General features: G+C 63.9%; 16 protein-coding genes. 7 read left to right on the forward strand and 9 right to left on the reverse strand.

Going from position 1 to position 21,604, the window contains the following annotated elements:
- Positions 1–13: 13 nt before the first annotated feature.
- A complete protein-coding gene (locus tag M3I53_RS06390; RefSeq protein WP_254315141.1) occupies positions 14–487 on the forward strand; it encodes a hypothetical protein in 474 nt (157 codons plus the stop codon).
- Between the two features lie 51 nt (positions 488–538).
- Here the strand turns inward: M3I53_RS06390 and M3I53_RS38150 are convergent, their stop codons facing one another.
- The 3 genes from M3I53_RS38150 to M3I53_RS06400 all read right to left on the reverse strand — a co-directional run bounded on the left by M3I53_RS38150 (position 539) and on the right by M3I53_RS06400 (position 1,881).
- The gene (locus tag M3I53_RS38150; RefSeq protein ID WP_302057587.1) at positions 539–664 is read right to left on the reverse strand and encodes a hypothetical protein; all 126 of its coding nucleotides are present in this window, start codon (positions 662–664) and stop codon (positions 539–541) included.
- Positions 665–727: 63 nt separating this feature from the next.
- Positions 728–868, reverse strand: coding sequence for a hypothetical protein (locus M3I53_RS06395; RefSeq protein WP_254315142.1), 141 nt, complete (start codon positions 866–868; stop codon positions 728–730).
- Positions 869–1,173: 305 nt separating this feature from the next.
- Positions 1,174–1,881, reverse strand: coding sequence for an aspartate/glutamate racemase family protein (locus M3I53_RS06400; RefSeq protein ID WP_254315143.1), 708 nt, complete (start codon positions 1,879–1,881; stop codon positions 1,174–1,176).
- 255 nt (positions 1,882–2,136) lie between these two features.
- Between M3I53_RS06400 and dinB the strand changes: the two genes are divergently transcribed.
- Together dinB and M3I53_RS06410 are read left to right on the forward strand one after the other, a co-directional pair.
- Entirely contained in the window at positions 2,137–3,222 is a 1,086-nt protein-coding gene (gene dinB / locus M3I53_RS06405; RefSeq protein WP_254315390.1) for a DNA polymerase IV, read from the forward strand.
- A 105-nt stretch (positions 3,223–3,327) separates the two neighbouring features.
- Positions 3,328–4,614 carry an amidohydrolase family protein gene (locus M3I53_RS06410; RefSeq protein ID WP_254315144.1) on the forward strand — a complete coding sequence of 429 codons (1,287 nt, stop codon included), beginning with the start codon at positions 3,328–3,330 and terminating at the stop codon, positions 4,612–4,614.
- Between the two features lie 83 nt (positions 4,615–4,697).
- Here the strand turns inward: M3I53_RS06410 and M3I53_RS06415 are convergent, their stop codons facing one another.
- The 4 genes from M3I53_RS06415 to fixL all read right to left on the reverse strand — a co-directional run bounded on the left by M3I53_RS06415 (position 4,698) and on the right by fixL (position 11,301).
- Complete coding sequence (locus M3I53_RS06415) at positions 4,698–6,797, reverse strand: M3 family metallopeptidase (RefSeq protein ID WP_254315145.1); 2,100 nt, start codon at positions 6,795–6,797, stop codon at positions 4,698–4,700.
- 247 nt (positions 6,798–7,044) lie between these two features.
- Positions 7,045–7,899 carry a bifunctional methylenetetrahydrofolate dehydrogenase/methenyltetrahydrofolate cyclohydrolase FolD gene (folD, locus tag M3I53_RS06420; protein ID WP_254315146.1) on the reverse strand — a complete coding sequence of 285 codons (855 nt, stop codon included), beginning with the start codon at positions 7,897–7,899 and terminating at the stop codon, positions 7,045–7,047.
- A 244-nt stretch (positions 7,900–8,143) separates the two neighbouring features.
- Positions 8,144–8,791 carry an oxygen response regulator transcription factor FixJ gene (fixJ, locus tag M3I53_RS06425; protein ID WP_254315147.1) on the reverse strand — a complete coding sequence of 216 codons (648 nt, stop codon included), beginning with the start codon at positions 8,789–8,791 and terminating at the stop codon, positions 8,144–8,146.
- Positions 8,788–11,301 carry an oxygen sensor histidine kinase FixL gene (fixL, locus tag M3I53_RS06430; protein WP_254315148.1) on the reverse strand — a complete coding sequence of 838 codons (2,514 nt, stop codon included), beginning with the start codon at positions 11,299–11,301 and terminating at the stop codon, positions 8,788–8,790. Before fixL ends, fixJ begins: the two co-directional genes overlap by 4 nt.
- A 295-nt stretch (positions 11,302–11,596) precedes the next feature.
- Between fixL and aceE the strand changes: the two genes are divergently transcribed.
- The 3 genes from aceE to lpdA all read left to right on the forward strand — a co-directional run bounded on the left by aceE (position 11,597) and on the right by lpdA (position 17,916).
- On the forward strand, positions 11,597–14,293 hold the full coding sequence (gene aceE / locus M3I53_RS06435; RefSeq protein ID WP_254315149.1) for a pyruvate dehydrogenase (acetyl-transferring), homodimeric type: 2,697 nt from the start codon (positions 11,597–11,599) through the stop codon (positions 14,291–14,293).
- A gap of 78 nt (positions 14,294–14,371) precedes the next feature.
- Positions 14,372–16,042 carry a dihydrolipoyllysine-residue acetyltransferase gene (gene aceF, locus M3I53_RS06440; RefSeq protein ID WP_254315150.1) on the forward strand — a complete coding sequence of 557 codons (1,671 nt, stop codon included), beginning with the start codon at positions 14,372–14,374 and terminating at the stop codon, positions 16,040–16,042.
- 95 nt (positions 16,043–16,137) lie between these two features.
- Positions 16,138–17,916 carry a dihydrolipoyl dehydrogenase gene (gene lpdA / locus M3I53_RS06445; protein WP_254315151.1) on the forward strand — a complete coding sequence of 593 codons (1,779 nt, stop codon included), beginning with the start codon at positions 16,138–16,140 and terminating at the stop codon, positions 17,914–17,916.
- Between the two features lie 230 nt (positions 17,917–18,146).
- On the opposite strand, the gene M3I53_RS06450 is transcribed toward lpdA, so the two are convergent.
- Positions 18,147–18,719: a phasin family protein gene (locus M3I53_RS06450; RefSeq protein ID WP_158757564.1), complete on the reverse strand. Its 573-nt coding sequence runs from the start codon at positions 18,717–18,719 to the stop codon at positions 18,147–18,149.
- 712 nt (positions 18,720–19,431) lie between these two features.
- Between M3I53_RS06450 and pbpG the strand changes: the two genes are divergently transcribed.
- Positions 19,432–20,616, forward strand: a complete 1,185-nt coding sequence (gene pbpG / locus M3I53_RS06455) for a D-alanyl-D-alanine endopeptidase (RefSeq protein ID WP_254315152.1) — start codon at positions 19,432–19,434, stop codon at positions 20,614–20,616.
- Positions 20,617–20,776: 160 nt separating this feature from the next.
- Here the strand turns inward: pbpG and M3I53_RS06460 are convergent, their stop codons facing one another.
- Positions 20,777–21,577, reverse strand: coding sequence for an IclR family transcriptional regulator (locus tag M3I53_RS06460; RefSeq protein ID WP_254315153.1), 801 nt, complete (start codon positions 21,575–21,577; stop codon positions 20,777–20,779).
- Positions 21,578–21,604: the final 27 nt, after the last annotated feature.

Raw genomic sequence — 21,604 nt, forward strand, 5'->3', positions numbered from 1 at the left:
CTTACGTTACTAAATGAAGCGAGTATTTCCAATATTGCTATTCTTCCCGTTTGCCGTTTTGGCGTTAGACGGCACAGGGTCTGTCGATTTTGATTCGGCTATTGTTCCGCTTTTGAATCAAAACACGACGTTCAAAGAATTTGTTCTTTGTAACTTCGATATCGTTAGCGATCCGATGGGGGGGCGCATTGGGGATATTCAATCAAAGGCTCTGGGCGGCTCCAGAATCGGTCCTTATTCCATGTGGGCAAACTGGCGTGGAAACTCGGGGGCGAAGCCGGTAATTCTAACGATCAACACGTACACTGATTTTATTGACGCGGCTGGAAATATTGTTAAAGGAAATCTAAAAAAGGCCGTTCGTATCAAAGAGCACATTGACAGTGTGACGATAGAGCCACCTGATAAAGATCAACCGGAGTCTGTGCCAGGTGGACTAAAGCATGCCGTAGACGTAAAGGCTTGCGCCGCAAAATCCCCTTCGTAAGCCAACTACCCCGCTTCGGCGGGGCTTTCTTCTAACGGCAAACATGAAAAGCTACTTTCTCGCGGTCGCGGCGATTTCGCTTGCCGTCACCGCAGCCGCAACGGTGAGCGTGTCGCCCTTATGGTCGATAATCCCGCTTTCGCGCTTCGCCGCGTTGCGCGCGTCGACGGGATTCATGGCGGGGCAATAGCCGATCGTCTTGCGGCCGTGGGTGCCGACGGGCTTCGTCCAACGGTATGTCTAGCTTGCCGAACCTGCGGGTGTCACCTTCACCTCGAAGCCCGGTAGTTCGTCGCACTGGTACGCCTGATAGTCGCCCGTGACGCGCAGCGCGCGCGTGAAATCCCGATCAATCTGGAAGCGCTGGTGTTTCGTTCCCATCGTCTGTCGCACTCTGCTTCGCGCCGGGCCGGTAGTACAAATCCAGGACATTTGCCGTTTGGCACCGGGCGCGACTGGGTGGCGTTGACAGAGACATACAAGCGCCGGAAAGCCTTGAAAAACAAAGGATTGGCACTGACTGGCACCGGGTGATACTGAAAATTCTCATAACCCGAAGGTCGTAGGTTCAAATCCTACCCCCGCAACCAAACGTCTTAAGTAGCAAGGCCTCGTGCCAATCAATGAACCCGCTCTGAGCGGGTTTTTTGTTTTCTGCCGCTCGAAGCTGCAACGAGTGCCATCGCTCAAGCACCTGCTTCGCTCGCAATCGCCCAATCCACCGCGGCCTGAGCGTGCAACGCGGTCGTCTCGAACACCGGCAGGGCCGAATCGTTCTGTCCGATTAGCAGCGTGATTTCCGTGCAGCCGAGAATTACCGCCTGCGCGCCGCGTGCCGCGAGGTCTTCGATCACGCGCTGATACACACGCCGCGACTGCGCATCAACGTTGCCGTGACACAGCTCGTCGTAAATGATCCGGTGCACGTCCGCGCGATCGTGTTCGTTCGGCACGATCGCTTCGACGCCATGCGTCTCGCGCAATCGACCCACATAGAAGTCCTGTTCCATCGTGTAGCGGGTGCCGAGCAGGCCCGCGCGCGTGAAGCCCGCGGCGCGCAGCGCCTCCCCGGTCGGGTCCGCGATATGCAGGAAGGGGATCGAGATCGTCGCCTCGATCGAGGCGCGCACGCGGTGCATCGTGTTCGTCGCGAGCAGCACGATATCGGCGCCGCCGCGTTCGAGCTGCTGCGCGGCTTCGGCCATCTGCACGCCTAGCGCGTCCCAGTCGCCCGCGCGCTGGAGCGCTTCGACCTGCGCGAAGTCCACGGTCACCATCAGGCTGCGCGCGTTGTGATGGCCGCCCAGACGCGCCTTCGCGTGGCGGTTCAGCAGCCGGTAATACTCGGCCGACGATTCCCAGCTCATCCCCCCAATCACGCCGATCGTTTTCATCGATCCGTTCCTCACGCTCGTGGCCTGTTCAATCCGCACGAGTATAGGCCCGCGCAGCCGGCAGACCAGAGACGGTCCGGCCGATCCGAAGCGGTACGGGAGCCGACAAAGGGCGCGGACACAACTTGTCTTGAAAATGGTACTGTGTTTTTGTACAGTATCGGGACCGTGAACGCGCCTTCTTCCAACCTCGCGCCGCCGGTTGCGCCCGACCCGGGCCGCACCGCCGCAGCACTTGCCGCCGCCGCTCGCAAGATCGTCCATTGCGACTGCGACTGCTTCTATGCGTCGGTCGAAATGCGCGACGACCCCTCGTTGCGCGGCCGCCCGCTAGCCGTGGGCGGCCGGCCCGACCAGCGCGGCGTGATCGCCACCTGCAACTACGAGGCGCGGCGCTTCGGCATTCATTCGGCGATGTCGTCGGCGCTCGCCATGCGCAAGTGTCCCGAGCTCTTGATCCTGCCCACGGCAATGGAGAAGTACCGCACCGCCTCGCGCGCGATCATGGCGATCTACCGCGACTACACGCCCGACGTCGAGCCGCTCTCCCTCGACGAAGCCTATCTCGACGTCACGCGTGCCTCGCGCTGCAAGGGCAGCGCCACCCTGATCGCCGAGGAAATACGCGCGCGCGTGCGCGAAACCGTGGGCGTGACGGTATCGGCCGGCGTCGCGCCGAACAAGTTCATCGCCAAGATCGCCTCGGACTGGAACAAGCCCGATGGCCTCTTCGTCGTGCGGCCGCCTGACGTCGATGCCTTCGTCGCCGCATTGCCCGTACGCAAGATTCACGGCGTCGGCAAGGTCACGGCAGCGAAGCTCGAAAACCTCGGGCTCACCACCTGCGCGCAACTGCGCACATGGTCGCTGTTCGATCTGCATCGGCATTTCGGCGCGTTCGGCAAGCGGCTCTACGAACTCGCGCGCGGCCTGGACGACCGGCCTGTGCGCGCCGATCAGGAGCGCAAGTCGGTGAGCGTCGAGACGACCTACGTGAACGATCTGCTCACGCTCGAAGCGTGCAGCGAGGAGCTCAAGCGCCTTGCGGTGCAGCTCGATGCGCGCATTGAACGCGCGGGTTGCGCACACGCGGTGCGCAAGCTGTTCGTGAAGATCCGCTTCGCCGACTTCCAGCGTACGACGGTCGAGTGCGTGGCCGATGCCACCGATGTGCGTACCCTCCTGCTGATGCTCGAAAAAGGGCTCGCGCGGCGCAAGCTGGCGGTGCGTCTGCTCGGCGTGGGCGTGCGGCTCGAAGAGGAGAACCCGGCACTGCGCGGGCAGTTCGCGCTCTTCGACGACGATCCCGCCGAAGACGACGGCCCGATTGCTCTCGTCTGACGCGTTTGCGTGGAGGCCGGTCACGCCGCTGGCAGTGCGATTCTGGCGCCGATAGAATCGACGCGAGTCTTAACGAAAGCGCCACGACAGAACAAGGAGCCGCAGATGGACCTGATCATTCGCCGCGCGGTGCTCGCGCATGCGCATCCCGCTGGATATCCGACGGTGGATATCGGCATCGAGGCGGGGCGCATTGCCGCGGTGGAGCCGCATCTCACGACGGCGGCGCGCGAAGAGATCGATGCCGAGGGTGCGCTCGTGAGCGCGCCGTTCGTCGATGCGCATTTCCACATGGACGCCACGCTCTCGTATGGCCTGCCGCGCGTGAATGCGTCGGGCACGCTGCTGGAGGGCATCGCGCTGTGGGGCGAGCTCAAGCCGCATCTCACGCAAGTGGCGCTCGTCGAGCGCGCGCTGCAGTACTGCGACTGGGCCGTCGCGCGCGGGCTGCTTGCGATTCGCTCTCACGTCGATGTGTGCGACGCACGGCTGCTCGCCGTCGAGGCGCTGCTCGAAGTGAAGCGCCGTGTCGCGCCGTATCTCGATCTCCAGCTCGTGGCGTTTCCGCAGGATGGCGTATTGCGCAGCCCCGGTGCGTTCGACAATCTCAAGCGCGCAATCGCGATGGGCGTGGACGTGGTAGGCGGCATTCCCCACTTCGAGCGTACGATGGCCGACGGCGCCGAATCGGTGCGTCTGCTCTGCGAGTTCGCCGCCGAAAAGGGCCTGCGCGTGGACATGCATTGCGACGAATCCGACGACCCGCTCTCGCGCCACATCGAAACGCTCGCGGCGCAAACGCACCGGTTGGGCCTGCATGGGCGCGTAGCCGGCTCGCATCTCACGTCGATGCATTCGATGGACAACTACTACGTGAGCAAGCTGATCCCGCTCATGCGCGAGTCGGGTGTCGCGGCGATTGCGAATCCGCTCATCAATATCACGCTGCAAGGGCGCGCCGATACCTACCCGAAGCGCCGTGGCATGACGCGCGTGCCCGAGTTGATGGCGGCAGGCGTGACCGTTGCGTTCGGCCACGACTGCGTGATGGACCCGTGGTACAGCTTCGGCTCGGGCGACATGCTCGAAGTCGCGCACATGGGCCTGCACGTCGCGCAAATGACGGGCACCGACGCCTCACGCGCCTCGTTCGACGCGGTGACCGTGAATGCCGCGACGATCCTCGGACTCGAAGGCTACGGTGTGGCGCCCGGTTGCGCGGCGAACCTCGTGGTGCTCGACGCGCACGATCCCATCGAGGCGATCCGGCTGCGCGCGGCACGGATCGCGGTCGTGAGCCGGGGCAGGGTGGTGAGCCGGCAACCCGCGCAGCGCGCGGCGCTTGCGCTCGAAGGGCGGCCGCAAAGCGTCGATTTCAGGCTGCATCGATAAAACGCGAGGCGATAAAAAACCGCGCATGGGTTACACACTCATGCGCGGTTTTCGTTCGGATTGCTTACGAGCGAGTCATGTGGTCACTGCTGTGCCGGCGGCTGCTCCATGCCGTTGTGGCGCAGCAGCGCGTCGATGTTTGGCTCGCGGCCGCGGAAGGCCTTGAACGACTCCATCGCCGGACGGCTGCCGCCCACTTCCAGAATTTCCTTGCGGTAGCGCGTGCCGGTCGCTTCGTCGAGCACGCTCGACTTCGCGGCTTGCGCGGCTTCCTCGAAGGCGGCATAGGCATCGGCGGAAAGCACCTCGGCCCACTTGTAGCTGTAGTAGCCGGCCGCGTAGCCGCCCGCGAAGATGTGGCTGAACGTGTTCGGCCAGCGCGAGAACGATGCCTGCGGAATGACGTGGTAGCGCTCGTTGATCTCGCGTGCGAGGTCGTTCGCGCTCTTGCCCTTCGAAGCGTCGAAGTCCACGTGCAGCGCCATGTCGAACATCGAGAACACGATCTGGCGCAGCGTGCCGAGACCGCTCTGGAAGTTCTTCGCGGCGAGCATCTTGTCGAAGAGTTCGCGCGGCAGCGGCTTGGCAGTCTCGACATGCGAGCTCATTTCGCGCACCACGTCCCATTCCCAGCAGAAGTTTTCCATGAACTGCGAGGGCAATTCGACGGCATCCCACTCCACGCCGTTGATGCCCGAGACGCCCAGTTCGTCCACACGCGTGAGCATGTGGTGCAGGCCGTGACCGAACTCGTGGAAGAGCGTAATGACTTCGTCGTGCGTGAAGCACGCGGGGCGGCCGCCGACCGGCGCCGAGAAGTTGCACGTGAGATACGCGACGGGCGTTTGCACGTCGTTGCCTTCGAGCTTGCGGCGCGAGCGGGCGTCGTCCATCCATGCGCCGCCGCGCTTGCCTTCGCGTGCATAGAGGTCGAGATAGAACTGCGCGACGAGCGTGCCGTCCGCGTTTTCCACGCGGAAGAAACGCACATCGGGATTCCACACCGGCGCGCTGTCCGGGCTGATGCGCACGCCAAAGAGCGTTTCCGTGACCTTGAAGAGGCCTTGCAGCACGAAGTCTTCGGGGAAGTACTGCTTCACTTCGTTTTCCGAGAACGAATAGCGCTTCTGGCGCAGACGCTCGGCGGCGAACGCCATGTCCCACGGTTCGATCTGCGTGAGACCCAGTTCGCTCGCGGCGAACTCGCGCAGCTCTTCCCAGTCCTTTTCGGCGTGCGGGCGCGCGCGCGTGGCGAGGTCTTCGAGGAAGCTCATCACCTGAGCCGGCGTTTCCGCCATCTTCGGCGTGAGCGAGACTTCGGCGAAGTTGTTATAGCCGAGCATCTTCGCTTCTTCGGCGCGCAGCTTCAGTTGCTCCTCGATGATCGCCGTGTTGTCCCATTCGGCCTTGCCGCCGCCGTAGACGGGACCAAGCTCGGACGCGCGCGTGACGTAGGCGCGGTACATCGTCTCGCGCATCGTGCGGTTTTCCGAGTACTGCAGCACTGGGAAATAAGAGGGGAAGTGCAGCGTGAACTTCCAGCCTTCCTTGTTCTCGCGCTCCGCGGCTTCGCGCGCGGCGGCGATCACGTCTTCGGGCAGGCCCGCCAGGTCGGCTTCATTCGTGGCGTAGAACGCGTAGCCATTGGTCGCGTCGAGCACATGGTCGGAGAAGGCTTTGGCCAGCGCGGCCTGGCGCTCCTGCAGTTCGGCGAAGCGCGGCTTCTGCTCTTCGGGCAATTCCGCCCCGGAGAGGCGGAAGTCGCGCAGCGAATTGTCGAGGATCTTCTTGCGCTCGCCCGAGAGCAGCTCGAACGAGTTGTGATTCGTGATGGCCTTGTACTTCTTGAAAAGCTCGAGATTCTGGCCGACGCTCGACCAGAATTCAGTCACGCGCGGCAGGTTCTCGCCGTGGGCGGCGCGCAGTTCCGGCGTGTCGGCGACGGCGTTCAGGTGGCCGACCACGCCCCAGGCGCGCGAAAGCGGCTCGCTGGCGCGCTCGACCGGTTCGACCACGTCGCTCCATTGCGCCGGCGTCATGGGTTGCGCGGCACGCTCGACCGCGGCCTTCGCGTTCGCGAGCAGGACGTCGAGCGCCGGCGTCACGTGTTCGGGGCGGATTTCGCCAAAGCGCGGCAGTCCGGTGAAGTCGAGGAGCGGATTGTCGGAGGGGGTAGTAGCCATGATGCTTCCTGTTCCTGTCTGTCGCGGGTTAGGGGGTCGGGGCGCGGCATGCGTGCGCCCGACAGGCAGAGTATTGGGGCGCCAGTCGCGCTTTCCAACCGGGTTATCCGAGCAAATTAACAGATGTCGGGAGGCGATGGCGCAATCGCGGCTGTCGCCGTACGAGCGCGCGGCGCCGCAAAAAAGAAAGCGGCCCGTGAGGGGCCGCTTCGGTAACGTCGTGCTGCGGCGCGTCGCAGCGTGTTGCTTACGCGCCTGCCGCGCGCTCCGCGGCTTCGATCGTATTCACGAGGAGCATCGTGATGGTCATCGGGCCGACGCCGCCCGGCACCGGCGTGATGAAGCCGGCCACGTCCTTCAGGCCCGCAAAATCGACGTCGCCGCAGAGCTTGCCGTTGTCGTCGCGGTTCATGCCCACGTCGATCACGGTCGCGCCGGGCTTGACCATGTCGGCGGTCAGCACGTTGCGCTTGCCCACCGCGGCGACCACGATATCGGCGTCGCGCGTGTGCTTCGCGAGGTCGCGCGTCTTGCTGTGGCAGACCGTGACCGTCGCGCCCTTTTCGAGCAGCAGGAGCGCCATCGGCTTGCCGACGATGTTCGAGCGGCCGATCACCACGGCGTTCGCGCCTTCGAGCGGGATCCTGTATTCCTCGAACATCTTCATCACGCCATAGGGCGTGCAGGGGCGAAAGAGCGGCTGGCCCGTCATGAGCGCGCCCGCGTTGGCGACGTGAAAGCCGTCCACGTCCTTCTCCGGCGCGATGGCTTCGATCACCTTGTGGCTGTCGATGTGCTTCGGCAGCGGCAACTGCACGAGAATGCCGTTGATCTTCGGGTCGCGGTTCAACTCGTCGATGCGCTTGAGCAGGTCGGCTTCGGAAAGCGACTCGGGATAGCGGTCGTACGACGAGTAGAGGCCGTTGTCCTCGCAGGCCTTGACCTTGTTGCGCACGTAGACTTCGCTCGCCGGATTGTCGCCGACCAGCACGACGGCGAGTCCCGGCTGATGGCCGCGGGCGGTGAGGGCGGCGGCGCGTGTGGCGACTTGCGCGCGCAGTTTCCTGGAGAGGGCGTTGCCGTCGATGATAGTGGCAGTCATGGTCGGTCGGGGTCGAGAGTGGGCAATGCGGGCTCTGTTTGGGCTCGTTCGGGCTCGTTCGGGCTCGTTCGGACGCGAGCGCTGGCGCGCGTGGGGCGGGCGCCATTCGAAGGGCGATATTATACCCGCGCAGCGGCAGTGCTCCTGCCTGAACGGACGATGGGGGAGGGAAGAGGTCGCGGCGAAACGCCGCCGGCGGCATGCGCGCGCCGTGGTGCGCGCATGTCGCCGGAGAAAGACGCGCTTACTGCTGCGCCTGTTGCGGCTTGTTGGAGAGCGCGAGACGCAGCAGGTCGGCGACCGTGTTGACGTTGAGCTTCTCCATGATGTTGGCCCGGTGCGCCTCCACCGTCTTGATGCTGATCCCGAGGTCGTCGGCGATCTGCTTGTTCAGGCGCCCCGCGATGATGCGCTCGAGCACCTGGTGCTCGCGCGCCGTGAGCTTGCCGAGGCGCTCGGCGGCCGCGCGCTGTTGCTGCACGTTGCTGCTTTCGTTGCGCGCCTTGTCGAGCATGCGCTCCACGAGCTTGCGCAGTTCCGCTTCGTCGAAGGGCTTCTCGATGAAGTCCATCGCGCCCTTCTTCATGGTCGAGACGGCCATCGGCACGTCGCCGTGGCCCGTCACGAAGATGATCGGCAGCGAGGCGTTTTCGGCGATCAGACGTTCCTGCAGTTCGAGGCCGCTCATGCCTTGCATGCGCACGTCAAGAATCATGCAGGCGATCTGGCCGGCCTGTTGCGCCGGCTGGTATGCCTCGAGGAACTCCTCCGCGCTGTTGAAACACTGGACGCGGTAGCCGTTCGCTTCGAGGAGCCAACGCAGGGAGTCTCGTACGGCCTCGTCGTCATCGACAACAAAGACGGTTTCCTGGGTGGTGACTGGGCTGTTCATGACTCTCCCGTAACGGTTTGTGGAGTCGGTTCTTCGGTGTTCCGCGAGGGGGTGTCCGATTCGCCGATGGGCAGACTGCAATGGAACGTTGCGCCGCTGATGTGGCCGTCGGATTCGACGTTGTTGACCACCCAGAGACGCCCGCGGTGCGATTCGATGATGGAACGGCAGATGTTCAGGCCCATGCCCATGCCGTCCGACTTGGTGCTATAGAAGGGTTCGAAGAGGCGCTCGGCCGTGGCTTCGTCGACGCCGGGGCCTTGATCGACCACGCTGATGCAGACGTTGCCGCCTTCGCGCTTCACGATCACGCGGATCACCGGGTCGATCGCATTCGGGCGCGCCTCGGCCATCGCTTCCGCGGCGTTCTTCAAGAGATTGACGAGCACCTGCTCGATCAGCACCGGATCGACGTAGATCACGGGCATGCGCGAGCGCATGTCGGTCACGATGCGGATGCGGCGCTTGCGCGCCTCGATCTCGGCGAGGCCCACCGCGTCGGCGACGATGTCGGCCACACGCGTGGCCTGGCGTTTGGGCTCGGAGCGCTTCACAAACTCGCGGATGCGCTTGATGATCATGCCCGCGCGCACGGCTTGCTGCGCCGTTTTCTCGAGCACGGGCAGCAGGTTGTCGGGGGCGGCGCGGCCCGACTTCACGAGCGCGACGGTGCCCGAAGCATAATTGTTGATCGCGGCGAGCGGCTGGTTCAGCTCGTGCGCGAGCGACGAGGCCATTTCGCCCATCGTCATCAGGCGGCTCGTGAACTGGAGCTTCTCGTCCTGCTGGCGGGCCAGTTCCTGCGCCTGCTTGCGCGTGGTGATGTCGGTTGCGATCTGCATCTGTGCGAGGTGGCCGTCCACCCACTGAATGTACTGGCGGCGCACTTCGAACCACTTCAGGATGCTCTCGACATAGACCTCCTGCGCGTCCGCCGTGCTCTCGGTGAGCGCGGTGGCGGGCAGGCCGGCGAAGGCGTCGACCATGTCGATCGAATCGGAAGAGGCGCTCGCCGAATCGAAGCCGCCGCCGCCCGCGAGTTCCAGATGGCCGTCCGGACGGATGCCGAAGAGGTGGCGGTAGTAGCGGTTCGCAAACAACAGTTCGGCTTCGTCGGCGGCGAGCACCGAGACGGCGGCGTCGAGGCTTTCGAGCACGGTGGTGAAGCGCTCGTGCGCGGCGGCGAGTTCTTCGCGTGCGCGCTTGGGCTCCGTGATGTCGGTCATCGACGACATCCAGCCGGTCTGGCGGCCCGAGCTGTCGATGAGCGGCGAGACATAGAGCCGCGCGTGGAACTGCGAGCCGTCCTTGCGGCGCACGCGCAGTTCGAACCCCGAGGAAGGCGCCTTGCCGCGCAGCGTCATGTCGAGCTGGCGCTGCATTTCGGGGTAGGCGTCGCGCGGCCAGTAGGGGAACGGCGCGTTCTTGCCCACGAGGTCGCTTTCGTCCCAGCCCGTCATGCGGCAGAACGCCGGGTTCACGTGCGTGATGCGACCGTGCATGTCGAGCACGCGCATGCCGATCAACACCGAGTTTTCCATCGCGCGGCGGAAGAACGCCTCCGCATAGAGCGCCTGCTGCGCCTCGAAGCGCTGGCGCGTGTGCTTCCAGAGGCTCCAGAGGCTCCACAGCACGAAGCACGACAGCCCCGCGACCAGCCACACGAGCGTGTTGTTCGTGAAGTTGGTCATCTGCGGATACGAGTACACGCGTACCGAAACGCCCTGGCCAGGCGGGTCGAGCGGCAGATCGTAATAGACGTCGCGCGGCAGGCGCGGACGCGTCGAGGTCGTCGCGAGTTCGCGGTTGTTCGCGTCGAGAATCGAAATCTTGTACTTGGCCGACAGCTCGGGCGGGATGTCGTGCTTCAGGATGCCTTCGACCGAGAACACGGCCGCGATCGACCCAAGAAATTCACGATCACGGTATACCGGCGTTTGCAGCGTGATGTAGCCGTTACCGACGTCATCGTAAATAAGCGGCGAATACACCTGGCGGCGCGTGGCGCGCGCCTCCGCGAAAGCGGCCTTCACGGCCTCGTCCATTTGCGCGTCGTTGGGCTTCGCGAGGCGCTGGCCGAATACCGGCATCGCCGTGTTGGGCCAGCGCGGCGCCTCCTGGCTCGTGTACCAGTTGAGATAGAGGATCTCCGGATGGCCCTGCATGATGTCCGTGGTGGACGTCTGGAAATACTGCGGATCGCTGTGGCCCGCCGCGAGGTCGCGAGCGAGCGCCTGCAGCTGCTCCTGCGCGCCTGTCATGGAAAGCCGGATCTGCTGTTGAGCCCATGCGACGTTGCGATAGAGCGTGTCTTCCTGCTGCTGTTGCTCGCGGCGGTTCAGGCTCCACAAAATCAGGCTCATGACGATCAGGAACACGAGGATCGACAGGAGCGGCGTCAGCAAATAGGAATTCGACCACCAGGGTCCGTGGTGCCAGCGAGATGGCGACGACTCGCCGGGCGTTCCGGGCGGCCGCGCCGAGCGTGCGAAAAGCCGTTCGGTCAACATGGCAAGGATTGTAGCTCAGCGTAAGACACGGAAATGCCGCGAAAAAAGCCGTAAATCGCCGATAAACGGGTGCAAACTGGCCGTTATCGGCTCAAGGGCGCGAACGATTAAGCGTGCGCTGCAGCAATTTTTCGCATTATAAAATCGCATCTCGCAATTCGAAAATTTTGTTGCGCGATGGTCAGGGGGGTCATTACAATCGCCCCGAAGCTGCTGCGGTTGGCCCGGTCACGTCTTAAGCGTCGCCGCCCGCATGGTCCGATCAACAGCGTTCCCCTATATCCAGGAGACAAGCATGTCCGCTGTACCCGACGAAGTCCTCAAGTACGTTGCCGCCGACAAGGACGAGGATGCCCAGGAAACCGCCGAATGGCTCGAAGCGCTGGACGGCGTCATTTCGACTGTCGGCCCTGATCGCGCCCACTACCTGATCGAAAAGCAGATCGAATTCGCCCGCGTGCACGGCGAGCATCTGCCGTTCTCGGCGAACACGCCGTACATCAACACGATCCCCGTTGCCAACCAGGCCAGGAACCCGGGCGATCAGGACATCGAACACCGCATCCGCTCGTACACGCGCTGGAACGCCATGGCCATGGTGCTGCGCGCGGGCAAGCACACGAACGTGGGCGGCCATATCGCTTCGTTCGCATCGGCGGCCACGCTTTATGACGTCGGCTACAACCACTTCTGGCGCGCGCCCTCGGCTGAGCATGGCGGCGACCTCGTGTTCGTGCAGGGCCACTCGTCGCCGGGCGTCTACTCGCGCGCGTTCCTGCTCGGCCGCCTGACCGAGAAGCAGCTCGACAACTTCCGCCAGGAAGTGGGCGGCGAGGGCATCTCGTCGTACCCGCACCCGTGGCTCATGCCGGACTTCTGGCAGTTCCCGACCGTCTCGATGGGTCTCGGCCCGATCATGGCGATCTACCAGGCACGCTTCATGAAGTACCTGCAGGCGCGCGGCATCGCCAAAACCGATGGCCGCAAGGTGTGGGCCTTCCTTGGCGACGGCGAAACGGACGAGCCGGAATCGCTCGGCGCGATCGGCATGGCCGGCCGCGAGCGTCTGGACAACCTCGTGTTCGTCATCAACTGCAACCTGCAGCGCCTCGACGGCCCGGTGCGCGGTAACGGCAAGATCATCCAGGAACTCGAAAGCGAATTCCGCGGCGCCGGCTGGAACGTCGTCAAGGTCATTTGGGGCAGCCGCTGGGACGCGCTCTTCGCACGCGACAAGTCGGGCGCGCTGATGCGCCGCATGATGGAAGTGGTCGACGGCGAGTACCAGACGTACAAGTCGGAGTCGGGCGCATTCGTGCGCGAGCACTTCTTCAACACGCCGGAACTGAAGGCGCTGGTCGCCGACTGGTCCGACGACGACATCTGGAACCTGAACCGCGGCGGCCACGACCCGCACAAGATCTACGCGGCGTTCCACGAGGCTTCGAACTCGAAGGGCCAGCCGACCGTCATCCTCGCGAAGACGATCAAGGGCTACGGCATGGGCGAAGCGGGCCAGGCCATGAACATCACCCACCAGCAGAAGAAGATGCAGGTGGACCAGCTCAAGAAGTTCCGCGACCAGTTCCGCCTGCCGATCACGGACGAGCAGATCGTCGACGTGCCGTACCTCACGTTCGAGGAAGGCTCGAAGGAACTCGAGTACATGCGCCAGAAGCGCATGGACCTCGGCGGTTACCTCCCGGCTCGCCGCCAGAAGGCCGAGTCGCTGCCGGTGCCGGCGCTCGACGCATTCGAGCCGCTGCTCAAGGGCACGGGCGAAGGCCGCGAGATCTCCACGACGATGGCGTTCGTGCGGATCCTGAACATCCTGCTGAAGGACAAGGCGCTCGGCAAGCGCGTCGTGCCGATCGTGCCGGACGAGTCGCGTACCTTCGGTATGGAAGGCCTGTTCCGCCAGATCGGCATCTGGAATCAGCAAGGCCAGAAATACGTGCCGGAAGATTCCGACCAGCTGATGTTCTACAAGGAATCGGAAACCGGTCAGATCCTGCAGGAAGGCATCAACGAAGCCGGCGGCATGTCGGACTGGATCGCAGCTGCGACGTCGTACTCGACGCACGGCGAGATCATGATCCCGTTCTACATCTTCTACTCGATGTTCGGCTTCCAGCGGATCGGCGACCTGGCGTGGGCCGCTGGCGACATGCGCTCGCGCGGTTTCCTGCTGGGCGGCACGGCGGGCCGTACGACGCTCAACGGCGAAGGTCTGCAGCACGAAGACGGCCACTCGCTCCTGTGGGCGGCTTCGGTGCCGAACTGCGTGAGCTACGACCCGACGTTCGGCTATGAACTCGCGGTCATCATGCAGGACGGTCTGCGCCGCATGGTGCAGGACCAGGAAGACGTGTTCTATTACGTCACGGTGATGAACGAGAACTACGAGCACCCGGCGATTCCGCAGGGCGAGAGCGTGGCGGCCGACATCATCAAGGGCATGTACTCGTTCAGGAAGGCCGGCGCGAACGCCAAGGCGCCGCGCGTTCAGCTCATGGGCGCGGGGACGATCTTCAACGAAGTGATCGCCGCCGCCGATCTGCTGAAGAACGACTGGGGCGTCGAAGCCGACCTCTGGAGCGTGCCAAGCTTCACCGAACTCGCTCGCGAAGGTCACGAAGTCGAGCGCTGGAACCTGCTGCACCCGAGCGAGCCGCGCCGCGAATCGCACGTCGAGAAGCTGCTCAAGGACACGCAAGGCCCGATCATCGCTTCGACCGACTATGTCCGTGCGCTGGTCGACCAGATCCGCGGTCTGGTGCCACGCAAGTTCGTGGTGCTCGGCACCGACGGCTTCGGCCGTTCGGACACGCGTGAGAAGCTGCGTCACTTCTTCGAAGTCGATCGTTACTGGACCACGGTTGCAGCGCTCAATGCGCTCGCAGACGAAGGCAAGATCGAGCGCAAGGTGGTTGGCGAGGCGATCGCCAAGTACAACCTCGATCCGTCCAAACCCAACCCGATGACCGTCTAACCCATCACCCCTGTGCATGGCATGCGCGCCTCCCCGAAGCGGGGAGGCGCGTCGTATGCGGCCCCGGAGACACTAACAATGAGTCAAGCGATCGAAGTCAAGGTGCCGGACATCGGCGATTACAAGGACATTCCTGTGATCGAGGTGCTGGTGAAGGCGGGCGATACCGTCGAAAAAGAGCAGTCCCTCATCACGCTCGAGTCGGACAAGGCGACCATGGACGTGCCGAGCCCGGCGTCGGGCACGGTCAAGGAAGTGAAGGTCAAGGTCGGCGATAACGTATCGGAAGGCTCGCTCGTGCTGGTGCTGGACGGCGCCGGTGCAGGCGCCGCGCCCGCGGCTGCCGCTCCCGCCGCGAAGGCGGAGAAGGCCGCTCCTGCCGCCGCGCCCGCGCAGGCGGCTGCGCCGGCCCCCGCTGCAGCGCCCGCCGCAAGCGGCGGCGTGCAGTCGGTCAAGGTCCCCGATATCGGCGACTACAAGGACGTACCGGTCATCGAGATCGGCGTGAAGGTTGGCGACCGCGTCGAGAAGGAGCAGTCGCTCGTCACGCTCGAGTCGGACAAGGCGACGATGGACGTGCCGAGCCCCGTGGCCGGCGTCGTCAAGGAGATCAAGGTCAAGGTCGGCGATAACGTGTCGGAAGGCACCGAAATCGTCGTCGTCGAAGCGGAAGGCGCCGGGGCGCCCGCCGCCGCACCGGCTGCGAAGCACGTCGAAGAGCCGGCGGACGCGCCCCAGCAAGCGCCGGCCAAGGCTGCTGCCGCAGCGCCTTCTGCGCTCGCGCAGGCGCCGATCATTCCGGCAGGCGAAGGCGGCTCGCGCCGTCCGAGCCACGCCTCGCCGTCCGTGCGCAAGTTCGCGCGCGAACTCGGCGTGGACGTTGCCCGTGTCACGGGTACGGGTCCGAAGGGCCGCATCACCCAGGACGACGTCACCGCGTTCGTCAAGGGCGTGATGACGGGCCAGCTTGCGGCGCCTGCCGGCGCAGCAGCCGCACCGGCTGCAGGCGGCGTGGGCCTGAACCTGCTGCCCTGGCCGAAGGTCGATTTCACGAAGTTCGGCCCGATCGATACGCAGCCGCTGTCGCGTATCAAGAAGATCTCCGGCGCGAACCTGCATCGCAACTGGGTCATGATCCCGCACGTCACGAACAACGACGAAGCGGACATCACCGACCTCGAAGCGCTGCGCGTGCAGCTGAACAAGGAAAACGAGAAGGCGGGCGTGAAGTTCACGATGCTCGCGTTCGTCATCAAGGCCTGCGTCGCCGCGCTCAAGAAGTTCCCGGCGTTCAATGCGAGCCTCGACGGCGACAACCTCGTCTTCAAGCAGTACTACCACATCGGTTTTGCGGCCGACACGCCGAACGGCCTCGTCGTTCCGGTGATCCGCGACGCGGACAAGAAGGGCCTCGTCGACATCGCAAAGGAAATGGCCGAGCTCTCGAAGCTCGCGCGCGAAGGCAAGCTCAAGCCGGAGCAGATGCAAGGCGGCTGCTTCTCGATCTCGTCGCTCGGCGGCATCGGCGGCACGCACTTCACGCCGATCATCAACGCCCCGGAAGTGGCGATCCTCGGCCTGTCGAAGAGCGCGATGAAGCCGGTGTGGGACGGCAAGCAGTTCGTGCCGCGCCTCACGCTGCCGCTGTCGCTCTCGTACGATCACCGCGTGATCGACGGTGCAGCGGCCGCGCGCTTCAACGCGTACCTCGCTTCGATCCTCGGCGATTTCCGCCGCGTGATTCTGTAAAACCGATTTGACCGGCTCGCGCTAACGCGCCGCACGTCTACGACGTGCGCGCTGCGGCAGGCGCGGCCGGTCATCCTTTAGGGGTAGGGGACACCATGAGTCTCGTCGAAGTGAAAGTGCCGGATATCGGCGACTTCAAGGACATCGACGTCATCGAAGTCAATATCAAGGCGGGCGACGTCATCGAGAAGGAGCAGACGCTGCTCTCGCTCGAGTCGGACAAGGCCACGATGGAAGTGCCCAGCGACGTCGCGGGCACCGTCAAGGAAGTGAAGATCAAAGCTGGCGACAAGGCTTCGCAGGGCACGGTGATCGCACTGGTCGAAGCGTCGGAAGCTGCGGCTGCGCCGGCTCAGAAGGCCGAAGCACCGAAGGCGGAAGCGCCCAAGGCAGCGGAAGCACCGAAGGCCGCAGAAGTTTCGAAGACCGCGGCGCCGCAAGCCGGCAGCTTCAGCGGCAGCGCCGACGTCGAATGCGACATGCTCGTTCTTGGCGCGGGCCCCGGCGGCTACTCGGCTGCGTTCCGTTCCGCCGACCTCGGCATGAAGACGGTGCTGGTCGAGCGCTATTCGACGCTCGGCGGCGTGTGCCTGAACGTGGGCTGCATTCCGTCGAAGGCGCTGCTGCACACGGCGCTCGTGATCGACGAAGCCGAAGCGCTCGGCTCACACGGCATCACGTTCGGCAAGCCGCAGATCGATCTCGACCGCCTGCGCGACTTCAAGTCCGGCGTCGTCAAGAAGCTGACGGGCGGCCTCGCCGGTATGGCGAAGGCGCGCAAGGTCGAAGTTGTGACCGGCGTGGGCGCGTTCCTCGATCCGAACCATATGGAAGTGGCGGGCGAGAACGGCAAGAAGATCGTCAAATTCAAGCAGGCGATCATCGCTGCGGGTTCGCAGGCCGTGAAGCTGCCGTTCATGCCGGAAGATCCGCGCGTGGTCGATTCGACCGGCGCGCTGGAACTGCGCCAGATTCCGCAGAAGATGCTCGTGATCGGCGGCGGCATCATCGGTCTGGAAATGGCCACCGTCTACGCGACGCTCGGCGCGCAGATCGACGTCGTGGAAATGCTCGACGGCCTGATGGCCGGTGCGGACCGCGACCTCGTGAAGGTCTGGGAGAAGTACAACGCGAAGCGCTTCGCGAACGTCATGCTCAAGACCAGGACCACGAACGCCGAGGCGAAGGACGACGGCATCTACGTGTCGTTCGAGGGCGAGAAGGCGCCGGCCGAGCCGCAGCGCTACGACCTCGTGCTGGTCGCCGTGGGCCGCTCGCCCAACGGCAAGAAGATCGGCGCGGACAAGGCCGGCGTGGCGGTGACGGATCGCGGCTTCATCGAAGTCGACAAGCAGATGCGCACGAATGTGCCGCACATCTTCGCGATCGGCGACGTGGTCGGCCAGCCAATGCTCGCGCACAAGGCCGTGCATGAAGGCCACGTGGCGGCGGAAGCGGCGCACGGCGAGAAGGCGTACTTCGACGCGCTGCAGATTCCTTCGGTGGCCTACACCGATCCGGAAGTGGCGTGGGCCGGCAAGACCGAAGACCAGTGCAAGGCCGAAGGCATCAAGTACGGCAAGGCCGTGTTCCCGTGGGCCGCTTCGGGCCGCGCGATCGCCAACGGCCGCGACGAGGGCTTCACGAAGCTGATCTTCGACGAAGAGACGCATCGCGTGATCGGCGGCGGCATCGTCGGCCTGAACGCGGGCGACCTCATCAGTGAAGTCTGCCTCGCGGTGGAAATGGGCGCGGATGCGACCGACATCGGCAAGACGATCCACCCGCACCCGACGCTGGGCGAGTCGATCGGCATGGCCGCCGAGCTGTACGAAGGCGTCTGTACCGACCTGCCGCCGCAGAAGAAGAAGTAAGTTCTTGCCGCGCCGCTCGTTGCGGCGCACATGAAGCAACGGCGCACTCCGTGAGGGGTGCGCCGTTTGCTTTTGGGTTCCGCAGTATCTGCTACGAGAGGCGCCGGAGCGTAAAAAAGATTCCCGGTCGGCGACCGGGCAAGTGACATGCCAGGCGGCATGCCGGAGCGTTCAGTCCGGCGACCGGTGCGCGGCTGCTTTAGCGCACGCACCGGATCAAGCCACAACGTTCAGACAGGCTTCTTGGCCGAAGCGGCAGCCGAGCGCGACGCCTGAGCGGCGGCCTTGCTCGCGGCAGCGGTGGCGGCGTTGAAGTTGCTTTCCGCCATTTCCACGGCTTGCTTCGTCGCCTTGTGGACCGTTTCGTAGGTCGTGTTCGCGGCGTTGATGGCCGACTTGATCACGGCGACTGCGGTTTCCGAGCCAGCCGGCGCATTCTTCGCGACGTTGTCGACGAGCGATTGAACCTTGCGGTTCTGCTCTTCGTAGTGGGCTTCGGCGACCTTTGCGAACTCAGCCTGGGTGGCCGAGGCGATTTCATACACATGACGGCCATACGACAGCAGCTTTTCGGTCAGCGGCTGGGCATAGCTCGTTTGCAGGGCCAGGAATTCCTGCGCGTCCTTCACCGACAGTGCGCGCTGGGCGTGTTCCTGCGATTCCGCCAGATTCGAGCGGACGGCCTGAAGGTTCAACTCGACGAGCTTTTCCACGCCTTCGAATGCCTTGCCGGTGAGGCCGAACAGGGTTTCGAGGTTGGCTTTCTGGGCAGCGGCGAATTGCTCAGGGGTCAGCAGACTCATGTTTACGCTCCTGGATGTCGGCGGCCTTCGTGGGTCGCCTGAATTAAGTGGCACGACGCTGGTGTTCTGTCGCTCGCTTTGTGCGTCGCAACATTGACTCGATTTTAGGACGCTCCGGAAGAAAGTCAAGATTTTCTGGTGCGTCGCACAATATCGATAACTTATTATTAAACAAACACTTATGCCCCGCGCATGGCGCAAGCGCGACAACATGCCAATGCCCGTCGCGTGGCGCTCACGGCGCCTTGCCGGAGCCGCGCGCAGGGTGGCGCGAGCGCGCAAACGCGGCTTCTGGCAAGATGCGGCATGGATCAGGTGAACGCGCCTATAGGATTTTACCTGGGTGGGTCCACCGAAATCCTTCATGGAACGTTAATGATCCATTGCGGTCGAACGCGCGTCGCGCGGCACGGCGGCACTGGTGGTCAGACAAATCTCACCCGTATTCTCCTCAGTTCAAGTTCCTGCGACGAACGCCGTTAACGCAGCAAGCGCATTTTGCGTGTGCCGCAAACGTTGTCAGCAAGCGGCGTCGCGGGGAGAGGAGTGACTTGGCAATTGTCTGGCTCCATCGAATGCGGGAAGTGCATTGGCTAGATCAATCGGAGGTCATACTTCGGTTTAATGAGCGCCTATAAGTGCTTCAATTTGCGAATTTTTCGTGGTTTTACTACACTTGGCGAACGATCCCGCCGCTCCATCAAGAACACCAATGAAATCCGACAAGCTCCTGTCGTTCTCACTGATACCGTCGTCGGTTATCAGCACCGCATTGTCGGTTGCTGTTTCCGTCGCGATCAGTGCGACGCTCGTGGCGCCTGAGGGCGCCTTTGCTGCGTCGCAAGACGCTGCACCGGCCAAGACGGCCAAGGCGAAAAAAGCCACCAGGAAGGTTGCGAAGGCCGAGGCGGAAACGGCCAAAGCCAGCAATAAGGCGACCGCAGTCCGCACCGTCGCCGCAAAGGACGAGGACGCGCGTCCGGTGGCCAAAAAACGCCGCGTCAGTTATACGATGAACGGGCGCCATCACTCGGCGGTGCGCCGTGTCGCGTTCGAACCGCGCCAGCCGACGGTGGGTCAGGCGTTCGGTCTGCACGAGTCGCCCGACTCGCTGATGCTGCGCTCGGGCGTGGCGTACGTGGTCGATCAGAACACGCTCGAGCCGCTGTTCGACAAGAACTCGCACGCCGTCGTGCCGATCGCCTCGATCTCGAAGCTCATGACCGCGATGGTCGTGCTCGACTCGAAGGAGTCGCTCTCGGAACAGATCGAAGTCACGGACGAAGACCGCGACTACGAGAAGAACACGGGTTCGCGACTTTCGGTGGGCTCTGTGCTCTCGCGCGAGGACATGTTGCACATCGCACTGATGGCGTCGGAAAACCGCGCGGCTGCGGCGCTCTCGCGCTATTACCCGGGGGGCCGTCCGGCGTTCATCGCGGCGATGAACGCGAAGGCGAAGCAACTCGGCATGACCGATACGCACTTCGAGAATTCGACGGGGCTCACGAGCCACAACGTCTCGACCGCGCGTGATCTCGTGAAGATGGTGAACGCGGCCTACCAGTACCCGATGATTCGGCAGTTCTCGACCGACCGCAGCTACGATGTGTTCACGGGCAAGCGCAATCTCGCCTACAACAGCACGAACGCACTGGTCCGCAATGCGTCGTGGGACATCGGCCTGCAAAAGACGGGCTTCATCAACGAAGCAGGTGAGTGCCTCGTCATGCAGACGACGATTCACAACCGTCCGGTGATCATGGTCTTGCTCGATTCGAGCGGGAAGTACTCGCGCTTCGCGGATGCCACGCGCGTGCGCACATGGCTCGACAATGGCGGCGCCGACCAGCAGCCGCGCATCACGAGCGCCGATGCAGGCGGCGCTGGTACCTGATCTCGGCCTTTTCGGCTTTACCCGACAAACGCCCCGCAACTGCGGGGCGTTTTGCTTTCTGGCGTGTGCCGTTCGTCCGGTGTCGACGTGTGAGGCAGGCAGCAAGCAAAAAAAGCGGAGGGCGCGCCTCCGCTCTTCTCGATGTTGCTTCGCCTTGACTTTAGGCGGGCTGCACGTTGCCTTCAGCGGGCTCCGGGTGATAGCCCAGTGACTCCGAAATCGTGAGCGCCGTCTTGCTCAACTGGCCGAGCCACGAATCCTGCAGGCGGTCCGCGGGCGCCGAGAGCGAAAGGCCCGCCACGAGTTTGCCCGTGTCGTCGTAGATGCCGGCGGCGATGCAGCGCACACCCAGTTCGAGCTCTTCATTATCACGTGCGCAGAATTGCTGGCGTACGTGAGCGAGTTCGCGCTCGAGGCGCCCGAGGTCGGTAATGCTGTTGCGGGTGTGCCCCGACAGGCCGGTGCGCGTGGCGTACGCGCGCACGCGGTTCGCTTCGTCGGCCGCCAGAAAGAGCTTGCCGACCGAAGTGAGGTGCAGCGGGGCCCGGCCGCCAATGGCGCGCACCACCTGCATGCCCGAGCGCTCCGAATAGGCGCGTTCGATATAGACGATTTCGTCGCCCTGGCGCACGGAAAGGTTGACGGTCTGGCCCGTGAGACGGTGCAGTTCGCGCATCGGCGTGAGTGCCGCGTCACGCACCGAAAGCCGCGCTTTTACGAGATTGCCGAGTTCGAGCAACCGCATGCCAAGCCGGTAGGTGCCGGGATCGGAGCGGTCGACGAGACGGCAACTCACCATATCGTTCAGGATGCGGTGTGCAGTCGAAGGATGCAGTTCGGTGCGCTGCGCAAGCTCCTTCAGGCTGACCGGGTCGGTGTGCGCGGCCAGCGCATCCAGCAGGCGCATCATGCGCTCGATCACCTGGATCGAGGTCTTCGGATCTGGATGGGTGTCGCTCATGAGTTCAGATTCGTTTGACACGTGAGG

Source organism: Paraburkholderia sp. CNPSo 3272 (assembly GCF_024206495.1).
Classification (GTDB): domain Bacteria; phylum Pseudomonadota; class Gammaproteobacteria; order Burkholderiales; family Burkholderiaceae; genus Paraburkholderia.

Coding starts and splice junctions, on each gene's coding strand:
- aceE (WP_254315149.1), top strand. CDS start 11,597: ATGTCCGCTGTACCCGACGAAGTCCTCAAGTACGTTGCCGCCGACAAG.
- M3I53_RS06460 (WP_254315153.1), bottom strand. CDS start 21,577: ATGAGCGACACCCATCCAGATCCGAAGACCTCGATCCAGGTGATCGAG.
- M3I53_RS06400 (WP_254315143.1), bottom strand. CDS start 1,881: ATGAAAACGATCGGCGTGATTGGGGGGATGAGCTGGGAATCGTCGGCC.
- lpdA (WP_254315151.1), top strand. CDS start 16,138: ATGAGTCTCGTCGAAGTGAAAGTGCCGGATATCGGCGACTTCAAGGAC.
- fixJ (WP_254315147.1), bottom strand. CDS start 8,791: ATGAACAGCCCAGTCACCACCCAGGAAACCGTCTTTGTTGTCGATGAC.
- M3I53_RS06410 (WP_254315144.1), top strand. CDS start 3,328: ATGGACCTGATCATTCGCCGCGCGGTGCTCGCGCATGCGCATCCCGCT.
- pbpG (WP_254315152.1), top strand. CDS start 19,432: ATGAAATCCGACAAGCTCCTGTCGTTCTCACTGATACCGTCGTCGGTT.
- M3I53_RS38150 (WP_302057587.1), bottom strand. CDS start 664: ATGAATCCCGTCGACGCGCGCAACGCGGCGAAGCGCGAAAGCGGGATT.
- folD (WP_254315146.1), bottom strand. CDS start 7,899: ATGACTGCCACTATCATCGACGGCAACGCCCTCTCCAGGAAACTGCGC.
- M3I53_RS06415 (WP_254315145.1), bottom strand. CDS start 6,797: ATGGCTACTACCCCCTCCGACAATCCGCTCCTCGACTTCACCGGACTG.
- fixL (WP_254315148.1), bottom strand. CDS start 11,301: ATGTTGACCGAACGGCTTTTCGCACGCTCGGCGCGGCCGCCCGGAACG.
- M3I53_RS06450 (WP_158757564.1), bottom strand. CDS start 18,719: ATGAGTCTGCTGACCCCTGAGCAATTCGCCGCTGCCCAGAAAGCCAAC.
- M3I53_RS06390 (WP_254315141.1), top strand. CDS start 14: ATGAAGCGAGTATTTCCAATATTGCTATTCTTCCCGTTTGCCGTTTTG.
- aceF (WP_254315150.1), top strand. CDS start 14,372: ATGAGTCAAGCGATCGAAGTCAAGGTGCCGGACATCGGCGATTACAAG.
- M3I53_RS06395 (WP_254315142.1), bottom strand. CDS start 868: ATGGGAACGAAACACCAGCGCTTCCAGATTGATCGGGATTTCACGCGC.